This is a genomic window from Aeromonas sp. sif2416, from assembly GCF_019218665.1.
GTDB classification, from domain to species: Bacteria; Pseudomonadota; Gammaproteobacteria; order Enterobacterales; family Aeromonadaceae; genus Aeromonas; species Aeromonas encheleia.
The window spans coordinates 126,873-139,257 of the sequence record NZ_JAHUXC010000005.1 but is presented as its reverse complement, the minus strand read 5'-3'; the positions used below and the strand labels follow the sequence as shown (position 1 = coordinate 139,257).

Genomic DNA, 12,385 nt, shown 5'->3' with positions numbered 1-12,385 from the left:
AAGCCAGGCCATTAACTGACCTAGCACTCAAAAGCGCGATCCAGAGCCCAGTTTTACAACAAGTTCAAGGCCTGCATGGCCTCGCGGATGCGGGCACGGGTCGCGTCCGACAGCGGCATCACCGGCAGACGGCACTCCTCGCTGCACAGACCCAGCAGGGAGACGGCGTATTTGGCGCCGGCCGGACTGGGCTCGAGGAACATGGCCTGATGCAGCGGGATCAACGTGTCCTGCAGCTCGCGCGCCGCCTGCCAGTCACCGGCCAGGGTCAGGTTCTGCACCTCGGCCACCAGCTTGGGGGCCACGTTGGCCGTCACCGAGATGCAACCCTGGCCACCGCCGATGTTGTAGGCCACGGCGGTGGCATCCTCGCCGGAGAGCCAGGCAAATGGCGTCTTGATCAGCTGACGCTCAATCCAGGGGCGGGCCAGATCACCGGTGGCGTCCTTCACCCCGGCGATGCGCGGCAACTCGGCCAGCCGGGCCAGGGTCGCCGGTTGCACGTCGACGATGGCGCGCGGCGGTATGTTGTAGACGATGATCGGCTTGCTGGTGGCGTCATGGACCGCCTTGAAGTGGTGGAACAGTCCTTCCTGGTTGGGGCGATTGTAGTAACCGGCCACGTGCAGGGTGGCATCCGCCCCGGCCCGTTCGGCATGCAGGGTATATTCGATGGCCTCGACCGGGTTGTTGGAGCCGGCACCGGCGATGACAGGTACGCGACCCGCCACCTGCTTGACCACCAGTTCCACCACCCGGCAGTGCTCATCGTGGGTCAGGGTCGGGCTCTCCCCCGTGGTGCCGACCGGCACTATGCCGTGCGTCCCCTGCTCTATGTGCCACTCCACCAGACGAGCCAGTGCGGCCTCATCCAACTGGCCCTGACGAAATGGGGTGATCAGGGCAACTATCGAACCTTGAAACATGGGATTTCCTTCTCCTAAACGTATGGATTGGCCAATAAAAAGCCCCGGTACTGGGGTCGCTACCGGGGCTGGAATCGTCTCAGGGATGAGAGGTTACGCGCGCACGTCAGCAGGCCCGGGGGTCAGGCTTTGTTTATGCTTTCGTTTCGATACGCGCAGCCGCATTGCATCATCTCTGGGTAAATAAGGTGTCTTGGCATATTTCGGGAACACGGCATAAATGTCAAGGCGAAAGCGGCCATGTATAATGGCCGCCCAAAATTGCGTGGAGAGACCCAATGAGCCGTCCTATCAGTGCCGTCAGCCAGATGCTGGAACGTAACCAAGCCCTCTTTGTCGGCAAGCGGCTGTTGATCTGCGGCGCCCTGGAGGATGACTATCCTCGCCAGCTGGCCGAACTGACCGCTAGCCTGACGGTCTTCACGACGGATTATTGCTACTACCTCAGCCAGCAAGGGGCGCTGGGCGACAACATCCTGTTCGATCACCAGCTCGGCGGCGCTCCCCGCTTCGATGCCCTTCTGCTGCTGATGCCCAAGGCCAAGGCCGAGGCGCAGTACCTGCTCGCCATGATGACCCCCTTGCTGGAGGCGGGTGCCGATCTGCTGCTGGCGGGCGAGAACAGAGGCGGCATCAACGGGGCCGACAAGCTGCTGGCGCCCTATGGTGACCGGCCCATCAAACGGGACTCCGCCCGCCGCTGCTCCCTCTATCATGCCGAGCTCGGCAAGCCGGTCGCCCCGTTCGAGCTGGACGCCTGGTTCAGTCGCTATGAGTGCCGGGCCGGGGCAACGGATCTGACCGTCATGGCCCTGCCCGGGGTGTTCAGCGCCGACGGGCTGGATCTCGGCAGCCAGATGCTGCTGGCCAGCCTGCCCCCCATGCGGGGCAAGCTGCTCGACTTCGGCTGTGGTGCCGGCGTCATCGGCTCGGTGCTGGCCAAGCGCAATCCCGAGTTGAGCGTCAGCATGGTGGACATCAGTGCCCTTGCGCTGGAATCCAGCCGCCGTACCCTGGCCGTCAACGGCCTGCAGGGACAGGTCTATGCCTCCGATGTCTATTCGAATATTGCCGAAAAATTCCAACATATCGTCTCGAATCCCCCCTTCCATGCCGGGCTCAAGACCTTCTATGCCGCCACCGAAACCTTCCTGGCCGAGGCACCGGCCTTCCTGACCGCCAACGGCTCCCTGACCATAGTCGCCAATGCCTTCCTGCGATACCAACCTATACTGGATACGCACTTCAAACGGACCGAGGTGATCGGCAGCGATGCCAAATTCAGGGTGTATCTGAGCAAAGCGTAAATAAGTCTAACTGTTGTAATAAAACCAGTAGAGAGTGCCAGATGGGATCTGATAAGGTATCAGGAAAACGATTTCCACCCCTTTAGGGGTGTTTTTTTGCAGCAAGTTGAAAACCTTTTCAAGCAGGGAGATAGAGAAGATGGCAGGCATATTGACCATGATTCTGGCGGGGGGAGAAGGCACTCGCCTCCAGCCGTTGACCACCACTCGCAGCAAGCCTTCTGTGCCCTTTGGCGGCAGTTATCGCTTGATCGACTTCGTCCTCAACAACTTCGTCAACGCCGACTTCCTGCGCATCTATGTGCTCACCCAGTTCAAGTCCCAGTCCCTCTACCTGCACATGAAGAAAGGCTGGAACATCGTCGGCATCACCGACCGCTTCATCGACCCCATTCCGGCCCAGATGCGGATGGGCAAGCGCTGGTATGACGGCACGGCAGACGCCATCTATCAGAACCTGCGCTTCATCGAGACCTCGGATCCCGAGCATGTCTGCATCTTTGGCTCCGATCACATCTACAAGATGGATGTCAGCCAGATGGTCACCTTCCACAAGCAGAAGGCCGCCGCCATGACGGTGGCGGCGCTGCGCATGCCCATCGCGGAGGCGAGCGCCTTCGGGGTGATCGAGGTGGATCAGGAGGGGAGGATGATCGGCTTCGAAGAGAAGCCCAAACATCCCAAGCACATCCCCGGGGATCCGAGCCAGGCCCTGGTCTCCATGGGCAACTACATCTTCGAAACCGAGACCCTCTACCGCGAGCTGAAGCGGGATGCCGCCGAGGAAAACTCCAGCCACGACTTCGGCAAGGACATCATCCCCAGCCTCTACCCGCGCACCCCTGTCTATGTCTACGACTACAGCACCAACGTGATTCCGGGCGAGAAGCCCAACGTCTACTGGCGTGACGTGGGCACGCTTGACTCTTACTGGCAGGCGCACATGGACCTGGTCGCCGACGACGCCCCCTTCTCGCTCTACAACCGCAAGTGGCCGCTGCACACCCATTATCCGCCCCTGCCGCCCGCCACCTTCATCGACACCGATGAGTGCAAGGTCAAGATCGCCAACTCCCTGATCGCCGGCGGGTGTTTCATCCAGGGCAGCCAGATCCAGCGCTCCATCCTGGGGTTCAGCTGCAACATAGGGCCCTGCAGCCACATCAGTGAATCCGTGCTGTTGGGGGATGTGAAGATAGGTGAGGGCTGCTCAATTCGACGCGCCATCATCGATAAAAACGTTGAAATTGCACCCGGCACCGTGATCGGTGAGAATCTGGACCATGATCGAGAGAGGTTTACCGTATCCGAAGGCGGTATCGTCGTGGTACCTAAGGGAGCAAGAGTTGGCTATTAACCCACTGAAAATCCTGTTTGTTGCCTCGGAGGTTGAGGGGCTGGTGAAGACCGGGGGCCTGGCGGATGTGGCCAGAGCCCTGCCACTGTATCTGGCCCGGCAGGGCCACGACGTCCGTATCATCCTGCCCTTCTACAAGACACTCAAGCGCCGGGACGAGGCCAAGCTGATCGCCTCGCGCTGGCTGCCGACGCCGCCGGATCGGGCCGACATCAGCTACCGCATCTATCAGCTGGAGCTGGACGGGATCTGTGTCTATCTGCTCGACTGCCCGCAATATTTCGAGCGGCCCCAGCTCTATGCCGAGAACAACCAGGCCTATCCCGACAACGGCGAGCGTTTCGCCTTCCTGGCGGCGGCGGCCCTGCACGCCTGCGAGCAGCTCGACTTCGCCCCCGACATAGCACACTGCAACGACTGGCATACCGGCCTGCTGCCGCTGTTGCTCAAGACCCGGCACGCCCATAACCCCTTCTTCCAGCACACCCGCTCGGTGATCAGCATCCATAATGCGGCCTTTCAGGGAGTGTTCGATCGCCCTCAGTTCTGGTCCGTGCCAGAGATCACCGACTACGAGCAGCGCATCAGCTACGACTACGGTCACATCAACCTGCTCAAGTGCGGGGTGCTCTATGCAGACAAGATCAATGCGGTCAGCCCCAACTACGCCAGCGAGCTGCTGACCCACCTGGGTGCCCATGGCATGGCCAGCGTGTTCCAGCAGCGGGCGGCGGACCTGCGCGGCATTCTCAACGGTTGCGACTATCAGGATTGGGATCCGGCGTTCGATGAGCTGCTGCCCGCCACCTATGATGGCGACAACCTCGCCGGTAAAGCGGTCTGCAAGCAGACCCTGCAGCAGGAGACCGGCCTGCCCGTCGCCGAGCTGCCCATCTATGGCATGGTGTGCCGCCTGACCGAGCAGAAAGGGGTGCACCTGCTGATCCCGACCCTGGACAAGTTCCTGCAACACCAAGTGCAGATGGTGATCGTGGGTTCTGGTGATCCCTCCCTCGCCGCCCAGCTGCAAGCCATAGCCGCGCAACATCCGGACAAGTTCGCCTTCATCAACGCCTATGATGATCGGTTGGCCCACCTGGTGGAGGCCGGTGCCGACTTCTTCCTGATGCCCTCCCTGTTCGAGCCCTGTGGTCTCAACCAGATGTACAGCCTCGCCTATGGCACCCTGCCGCTGGTGCGGGCGGTCGGCGGCCTGAAAGACACAGTGGTGGACTGGGCGGCCGATCCTGCACTGGCCACCGGTTTCTGCTTCAACGATCCCACCGCCAGCACCCTGCTCGATGCCATGCGCCGCAGCCTGCTCCATTACCTGCAGGATCCCGTGCGTTTCGCCCAGGTGCAACGCAATGCCATGCACACCCGCTTCAACTGGGCGGACTCGGTGACCCAGTACGAACAGATGTACCGGGATGCACTGGCCCCTGTTCGACGCTGATTTGCTGAAGTTTTGTGCCCTTAACACGGCTTTACCCGTCAACAGCGAAAAAAGTCACCTTTGGCTGTTGACGCCCCCCCAAAACTCTATAAAATCCCCCACCGCAGTGATGCGAAGGTGGCGGAATTGGTAGACGCGCTAGCTTCAGGTGTTAGTGTCCCACGGATGTGAGGGTTCGAGTCCCTCTCTTCGCACCATACTGCAACATGCTTCATCGGTGGCATGTAAAATAAGATTGATGACCCAATGTGCGAAGGTGGCGGAATTGGTAGACGCGCTAGCTTCAGGTGTTAGTGTCCCACGGATGTGAGGGTTCGAGTCCCTCTCTTCGCACCATGCTTTTATCGGACAGCATGTAAATCCAGACTGATAACCCAAGATGTGCGAAGGTGGCGGAATTGGTAGACGCGCTAGCTTCAGGTGTTAGTGCCCCCCGGGTGTGAGGGTTCGAGTCCCTCTCTTCGCACCATGATTCTGACATGTAAAAACAGAGCGATGCGTTCCAACCGCATTTAAAAATAAGCTGGAGAAAAAAACAGTGTGCGAAGGTGGCGGAATTGGTAGACGCGCTAGCTTCAGGTGTTAGTGTCCCACGGATGTGAGGGTTCGAGTCCCTCTCTTCGCACCATCTATTATGCAAAAGGCCCATCACGCAAGTGATGGGCCTTTTGTTTTTGGCCTCGCCGTGGCTATGCTCTTGCTAGTCCAACACCATCAACAAGGACGCCCGATGATCCTGGATACCGACATTCACAACTTCTATGAGCAGCTGGTGCTCAAGGAGATAGAGAAACAGGGGCTGAGCCAGGCACTGAGCCCCCACCAGCTGGCCGATCTCTGCTGCCTGACCCTGAACCAGCTCCCCTCTCACTACATCCGCCACAACGTCGACATGATCTACTTCATGACCGAGGCCCAGCGCACCGAGATGGAGCAGAAGGTCATCGTCTCGCTTCGACTGGCGCACGAGAAAATCCAGGCAGTTCCCTCTCGCTGACTAGGACCAGGACTGCTGCCAGAGCAAGGCCACGACCCCAGTCATGCCGGCGACTGGCAGCAGGATCAGCACCGGCCTCAGTTTGGGTTCCAACATGATCCAGGCCGCCAGCAGAAAGCCCAGACTCCATACCCCGTACGCCTTGTCCTGACCCCAGCCCAGTACCGCCAGCAAGCCCGCCAACAGCAGGCACCTCACTATCCAGATCATGGTGAACATCCCTTTCGCATCATTCGATAACGATTATCATTTGTATTTTAGCATAGTGCTATCGGACTTTTCTATCGGCGTCGGATGTCTCATCGGGGCAAACAGGGCACTCAAAAACGGGTCATGAGATCAACTAATTTGTAAGTTTTTCAATCAAAACTGCATTTTTGCTAAATGTGTTGGGATTTTAGACCCTGAGTTTGTGGTAGATTGCGGCCTCTTTTTGGGTTGCCCCCTCGGGATACAAGTATCCACAGGACGAGAGGGAGCGACCTTGGCGAGCAAGAGTTTAGGAAGTATCTATGCAAAACCAACATAACCACATTCGACTGCCTAACATGCCACAGGTGTTTGCCTGCCTGGCCATTTTCCTGGCCCTGGCCTTCTCCTTCACCAGCGTGCTCGACTTGCCAATCCAGTTGGCACTGTTCATCGCCTGGTTCGTCATCATGGGACTCGGCATCCGGCTCGGCCATGATTACAAATCCCTGGAGCAGGCCGCCGTCGACGGTGTCGCCAAGGGCATGGGCGCCATCCTGATACTGGTCTCCGTCGGAGCCCTGGTCGGCACCTGGATCGCGGGCGGCATAGTCCCCAGCATCATCTACTTCGGGCTCAAGGTGATACACCCGTCCATCTTCCTGCTGGCGACCCTGATCATCTGCTCCCTCACCTCCCTTGCCACCGGCACCTCCTGGGGCTCGGCGGCCACCGCCGGCATCGCCATGATGGGCATAGGCCACAGCCTGGGCGTGCCTGCGCCACTGGTGGCCGGCGCCGTACTCTCCGGCGTCTATTTTGGTGACAAGCTCTCCCCGCTCTCCGACTCTGTGGTGCTGGCCTCCACCATGTCCAACGTCGACGTGGTGGAGCACATCAAAGGCATGCTGCCCATCAGCCTGTTCTCCTATGTCATCACGGCGGCCCTGTTCACCGTGGTCGGCATGCAGTACTCGGGCAACGTCAGCCTGGAGCAGGTCAACCTGGTGATGGAGGCCCTCGACAAGCAGTTCAACATCACCCCGCTGGCCATAGTGCCCGTGATCCTGGTGCTGGGCCTGCTGGCCAACCGCAAGCCCGCCTTCCCGGTGATCAGCTTCGGCGCCCTGCTCGGCCTGATCTGGGCCATCGCCTTCCAAGACATGGATCCGGTCAAAGCCATGCACTCCGCCTACAGCCCGTTCGCCATCACCTCGGGCGTCGACTTCATCGACAACATCCTGGGCCGCGGCGGCATGGAGTCCATGCTGGGCTCGGTGGCGGTCATCATCTTCGGGCTGGGCTTCGGCGGCCTGCTGGAGAAGGTCGGCATCCTGGCGGTGATCGCCAGCGCCTTCGAGAAGCGCATCAACAGCGTCGGCAGCCTGACCAGCCACACCATAGCCACCGCCTTCCTGGCCAACGTGTTCGGCTCGGCCATGTATGTGTCGCTGATCCTGACCCCCAAGATCATGGCCAAGAACTACGACCGGCTGGGGCTGGAGCGCAAGAACCTCTCCCGCAACGCCGAGTTCGGTGGCACCCTCACCTGCGGCATGGTGCCCTGGAGCGACAACGGCATCTTCATGGCCGGGGTGCTGGGGGTCGCAACCCTGGATTACCTGCCCTACATGTGGCTCAGCTTCACCTGCATCCTGGTGACCATCACCCTCGCCTACCTGGGCAAGGCGGTGAACCGGATCCCGGTGATCGAGGCGGCCAGCTCTCGCTAAGCATTCAAAAACAATGACAAAGGCGCCTGCGGGCGCCTTTTGTTTGGACGGGATTCGAGGTTAAGCTGGCAGCCAATCTCGTCGCTCGTGGCAGGATGCCCAGATGAACTTTACCTTTCGCCAGATCCGCTATTTCGTGGCCGTGGCCGACAGCTTCTCGGTGAGCCGCGCCGCCGCCGAGCTGCACATCTCCCAGTCGGCGGTCACCAGCGCCATCCGCGAGCTGGAGACCGAACTCGGCGCAGCCCTGTTCGAGCGCAACCCCCGCGGCGTCAGCCTCACCGCCCAGGGCCACCAGTTTCTGCTCCATGCCAGACGCATCCTGGGCGCCATGACGGAGGCGGGCCAGTCCCTCAAGGCGGTGGCACAGCAGGATCAGGGCCAACTCACCATAGGGGTAACCACGCTGGTAGCCGGCTACTACCTGTCGGAGGCGCTCGGCCGCTTCCGACGCGCCTTCCCGGCGGTGCGCATCGAGGTGAAGGAGGACGAGCAGCCGTTTCTCGAGCATCAGATCGTCAACGGCGAGGTGGATGTGGGGATCCTGATGACCAACCGCACCATCCGTCAGGAGGCGTTCGATACCGAGCTGCTGACCCGCTCGCCGCTGCGGCTCTGGCTCGCTGCCAATCATCCCCTCTGCGCCGAATCGACCCTCTCCCTCAAGGCGCTGAGCGAGGAGCCCATGATCTCCCTCACCGCCGACCAGCTGGATCAGATCATCGGCTCTGGCCTGCGCCGCTACGGCATCCAGCCCCGCATAGTGCTGCGCACCGCCTCGGTGGAGGCCGTGCGCAGCCTGGTGGCCAGCCAGCTCGGCGCCGCCCTGCTGCCGGACTTCGCCTACCGCCCCTGGTCGCTGGAACAGGAGCGGGTCGAGGCCCGCGCCATCAAGGAACCCATCCCCGCCATCGACATCGGCCTGGTGTGGCGGCGCGGCTCACACCTGAGCTGGACCGCCCGTGAATTCATCGACATAGTGCGGGATCAGAGCCGGCTGCGGGCCCGCCAGACGGCCTCCCGCTAGGAGCATCCCCCCAACGTCACAAAAATTCAGATTCATCTGCACTCGATATCGATTTAGTAGATACCTGGGCGATTAAAAATTGAAATTCTCATTACTGCTCGCTTCTCCTACGCTCATGACTGGTTAACAGGATGTTAATGCCATCGTGGCATCGCCATGGTTCAAGTTGATGCAAGGAGAGCAAGATGAAACTGACCCCCCTGACCCTGGCCCTGATCCCGGCGCTGCTGGCAGGCCAGACCCAGGCCGCCCTGACAGAACTCGGCAAGGGTGAAGGCCAGCTCAACATCGTGGCCTGGGCCGGCTACGTCGAGCGCGGCGAGACCGACAAGAACTACGACTGGGTCACCGGCTTCGAGAAGGAGACCGGCTGCAAGGTCAGCGTCAAGACGGCCGCCACCTCGGACGAGATGGTGGCCCTGATGAACGAGGGGGGCTTCGATCTGGTGACCGCCTCCGGCGACGCCAGCCTGCGCCTCATCGCCGGCGGCAAGGTGCAAGCGCTCAACCTGGCGCTCATCCCGAGCTATGGCAAGATAGATCCCCGCCTGCAGAGCGCCCCCTGGCACACGGTGGAAGGCAAGCACTACGGCGTGCCCTACCAGTGGGGCGGCAACATCCTGATGTACAACACCAAGGTGTTCCCCAAGGCGCCAGACTCCTGGAGCCTGGTGTTCGAGGAGCAAACCCTGCCGGACGGCAAGTCCAACAAGGGTCGGGTGCAGGCGTTCGACGGCCCCATCCACATCGCCGATGCCGCCCTCTATCTGATGACCCACCAGCCGGCGTTGGGGATCAAGGACCCCTACGAGCTGAACGAGGATCAGTACAAGGCCTCCCTCGAGCTGCTGCGCAAGCAGCGTCAGCTGGTCGGCCGCTACTGGCACGACGCCTTCGTCCAGATCGATGACTTCAAGAACGAGGGGGTGGTCGCCTCGGACTCCTGGCCGTTCCAGGCCAACACCCTGATCGCCGACAAGCAACCCATCGCCACCACAGTGCCCAAGGAAGGGGTCACCGGCTGGGCTGACACCAGCATGGTGCACAGCGAGGCCAAGAACCTGACCTGTGCTTACCAATGGCTGGAACACTCCCTCAACAACAAGCTGCAGGGAGATCTCGCCTCCTGGTTCGGCTCTGTGCCCGTGGTGCCCGCCGCCTGCGAGGGCAACGCCCTGTTGGGGGCCGGGGGCTGCAAGACCAACGGCATAGACAACTTCGATCGGGTGCACTTCTGGCGAACCCCGGTATCCCAGTGCAAGAGCCAGGGTACCTGTGTTCCTTACTACCGCTGGGTGTCTGACTATATCGCCATTCTGGGCGGTCGCTGAGCCCCGCCGAGACAACGCCGTTGTGGGCCGGGTGGAGACCCGGCCCTGTTCGATGACAAGGACGTACCATGACAGCCGTACAATTTGACCGGGTCAGCCGCCACTACGGCGAGGTGAAGGCGGTCGACGACATCTCCTTCCAGATCCCCTCCGGTGAATTCTTTACCCTGCTGGGCCCGAGCGGTTCCGGCAAGACCACCTGCCTGCGGATGATCGCTGGCTTCGAATACCCGAGCGCGGGGGAGATCCGCCTGTTCGGCGAGCCCTGCTCCCGGGTGCCGCCCTACGATCGCAACCTCAACACCGTCTTCCAGGATTACGCCCTCTTCCCCAACATGGATGTGTGCGACAACATCGGCTACGGCCTGATGATCAGGGGCGTGCCCAAGGCGGAGCGCCATCGCAAGGTGGACGAGATGCTGGAGCTGGTGCGCCTGCCCGGCGTCGGCAACCGCAGGCCGGGCCAGCTCTCAGGCGGTCAGCGCCAGCGTATCGCCATCGCCCGCGCCCTCATCAATCAGCCGCGCATCCTGCTGCTGGACGAGCCGCTGGGGGCGCTGGATCTCAAGCTGCGCGAGCAGATGCAGCTCGAGCTCAAGGCGCTGCAGCGCCAGCTCGGCATCACCTTCATCTTCGTCACCCACGATCAGCAGGAGGCACTATCCATGAGCGACCGCATCTGCATCTTCAGCCAGGGCAGGATCGAGCAGATCGCCGCCCCGGATCAGGTCTATGACGCCCCTGCCACCCCCTTCGTCGCCCGCTTCGTCGGCACCGTCAACCTGTTCGAGGGGGAGCAGGCCAGGCGGCTGTGCGGCGACAGCCAGCAGATGATGGTGCGCCCGGAGCGGATCCGGCTGAGCGAGGCCGGCAGCCCCGGCTGGTCCGGCGAGATCCGTGAGGTGGAATACCTGGGTGCCTTCGTGCGCTATAGAGTCGACCTGGGGGAACAGCTCGAGATCATCGTCAATCACCCCAACGAGGGGCAGGCCCGCCTGGCCCGTGGCGCCCAAGTCAGCCTCAGCTGGCCGGAGCAGGCGATCCATCGCCTGAGCACCGCCGAAACGGGGGCTCAATCATGAGCCTCCCCCACAGTGCGAGCCTAACCATGAGCCACGCCACCACCCACACCAGACCCCGCCCGCTGCGGCGCCTCTCCACCCTGCTGTACGGCCGCCCCGGCCTGCTGCTGGGGATACTGCTCGGCCCACCCCTGCTCTGGCTCGGCATCATCTATGTGGGCTCCCTGCTGATGCTGCTCTCCAACGCCTTCTTCGGGCTGGACGAGTTCAGCGGCCAGGTACGCCACGAGCTGGGGCTGCAAAACTTCGTCGCCCTGCTGCGGGCAGAAAACCTGGACGTCATCGCCCGCACCGCCGGCATGTCGCTTGCCGTAACCCTGGCCTGCGCCCTGCTCGGCTTTCCCATCGCCTACTACATGGCGCGCTACACCAGCGGCAAGACCCGGGCCCTGTTCTATCTCGGCATCATGCTGCCGCTCTGGTCCAGCTACCTGGTGCGGGTCTATGCCTGGAAGCTGATCCTGGCCAAGGAGGGGGTCATCAGCTGGCTGGCGGACAGCCTGGGGCTGGACTGGCTGCTGGATGGCATCCTCTCCCTGCCCATGATCGGCGGCCCCTCCCTGTCGTTCTCGCGGCTCGGCACCTTCATCGTGTTCGTCTACGTCTGGCTGCCCTTCATGATCCTGCCGATCCAGGCGGCGGTGGAGCGGATCCCGCGCTCCCTGATCGAGGCGAGCAGCGATCTCGGTGCCACCCCGGCCCAGACCTTCCGCACCCTGATCCTGCCGCTGGCGCTGCCGGGGGTGGTAGCGGGTTCCATCTTCACCTTCTCCCTGACGCTCGGGGACTACATCATCCCCGGCATCATAGGCAACTCAACCATGTATATAGGGCAGGTGGTCTACATGCAGCAGGGCACGGCGGGCAATCTGCCGTTCGCCGCCGCCTTCTCGCTGGTGCCTATCCTGATCATCGCCATCTACCTCACCATAGCGAAACGTTTAGGAGCCTTCGATGCGCTCTAATGCCCAGATATCACG

11 protein-coding genes and 4 tRNA genes are annotated in these 12,385 nt (G+C 61.7%); 13 read left to right on the top strand and 2 right to left on the bottom strand.

Annotated features, from left to right (window positions below):
- Positions 1-53: 53 nt before the first annotated feature.
- Entirely contained in the window at positions 54-926 is an 873-nt protein-coding gene (gene dapA / locus KW821_RS11695) for a 4-hydroxy-tetrahydrodipicolinate synthase (RefSeq protein ID WP_218291558.1), read from the bottom strand.
- A gap of 278 nt (positions 927-1,204) precedes the next feature.
- On the opposite strand from dapA, the gene rsmC reads away from it, so the two are divergent.
- The 8 genes from rsmC (at position 1,205) to KW821_RS11655 (ending at position 6,043) form a co-directional block, all read left to right on the top strand.
- Complete coding sequence (gene rsmC / locus KW821_RS11690; RefSeq protein WP_218291557.1) at positions 1,205-2,233, top strand: 16S rRNA (guanine(1207)-N(2))-methyltransferase RsmC; 1,029 nt, start codon at positions 1,205-1,207, stop codon at positions 2,231-2,233.
- Positions 2,234-2,372: 139 nt separating this feature from the next.
- Positions 2,373-3,590, top strand: a complete 1,218-nt coding sequence (gene glgC / locus KW821_RS11685) for a glucose-1-phosphate adenylyltransferase (RefSeq protein WP_042653160.1) — start codon at positions 2,373-2,375, stop codon at positions 3,588-3,590.
- The gene (glgA, locus tag KW821_RS11680) at positions 3,580-5,046 is read left to right on the top strand and encodes a glycogen synthase GlgA (protein ID WP_218291556.1); all 1,467 of its coding nucleotides are present in this window, start codon (positions 3,580-3,582) and stop codon (positions 5,044-5,046) included. The genes glgC and glgA overlap by 11 nt, the downstream gene beginning before the upstream one ends.
- A 111-nt stretch (positions 5,047-5,157) precedes the next feature.
- Positions 5,158-5,243: transfer RNA gene (locus KW821_RS11675), tRNA-Leu, on the top strand.
- Between the two features lie 53 nt (positions 5,244-5,296).
- Positions 5,297-5,382, top strand: a tRNA-Leu gene (locus KW821_RS11670).
- A gap of 47 nt (positions 5,383-5,429) precedes the next feature.
- A tRNA-Leu gene (locus KW821_RS11665) sits at positions 5,430-5,515 on the top strand.
- Between the two features lie 73 nt (positions 5,516-5,588).
- A tRNA-Leu gene (locus KW821_RS11660) sits at positions 5,589-5,674 on the top strand.
- A gap of 102 nt (positions 5,675-5,776) precedes the next feature.
- Entirely contained in the window at positions 5,777-6,043 is a 267-nt protein-coding gene (locus KW821_RS11655) for a late competence development ComFB family protein (protein WP_218291555.1), read from the top strand.
- Here the strand turns inward: KW821_RS11655 and KW821_RS11650 are convergent, their stop codons facing one another.
- Positions 6,044-6,253, bottom strand: coding sequence for a hypothetical protein (locus KW821_RS11650; protein ID WP_042653315.1), 210 nt, complete (start codon positions 6,251-6,253; stop codon positions 6,044-6,046).
- Positions 6,254-6,555: 302 nt separating this feature from the next.
- Here KW821_RS11650 and nhaC point away from each other — a divergent pair, with 302 nt between their 5' ends.
- The 5 genes from nhaC (at position 6,556) to KW821_RS11625 (ending at position 12,370) form a co-directional block, all read left to right on the top strand.
- Positions 6,556-7,965: a Na+/H+ antiporter NhaC gene (nhaC, locus tag KW821_RS11645; RefSeq protein ID WP_042653163.1), complete on the top strand. Its 1,410-nt coding sequence runs from the start codon at positions 6,556-6,558 to the stop codon at positions 7,963-7,965.
- Positions 7,966-8,068: 103 nt separating this feature from the next.
- On the top strand, positions 8,069-8,992 hold the full coding sequence (locus KW821_RS11640) for a LysR family transcriptional regulator (protein ID WP_033129455.1): 924 nt from the start codon (positions 8,069-8,071) through the stop codon (positions 8,990-8,992).
- Positions 8,993-9,177: 185 nt separating this feature from the next.
- Positions 9,178-10,323, top strand: a complete 1,146-nt coding sequence (locus tag KW821_RS11635; protein WP_218291554.1) for an ABC transporter substrate-binding protein — start codon at positions 9,178-9,180, stop codon at positions 10,321-10,323.
- A gap of 68 nt (positions 10,324-10,391) precedes the next feature.
- The gene (locus KW821_RS11630) at positions 10,392-11,405 is read left to right on the top strand and encodes an ABC transporter ATP-binding protein (protein ID WP_218291553.1); all 1,014 of its coding nucleotides are present in this window, start codon (positions 10,392-10,394) and stop codon (positions 11,403-11,405) included.
- On the top strand, positions 11,402-12,370 hold the full coding sequence (locus KW821_RS11625) for an ABC transporter permease (protein WP_052445692.1): 969 nt from the start codon (positions 11,402-11,404) through the stop codon (positions 12,368-12,370). The genes KW821_RS11630 and KW821_RS11625 overlap by 4 nt, the downstream gene beginning before the upstream one ends.
- Positions 12,371-12,385 lie beyond the last annotated feature (15 nt).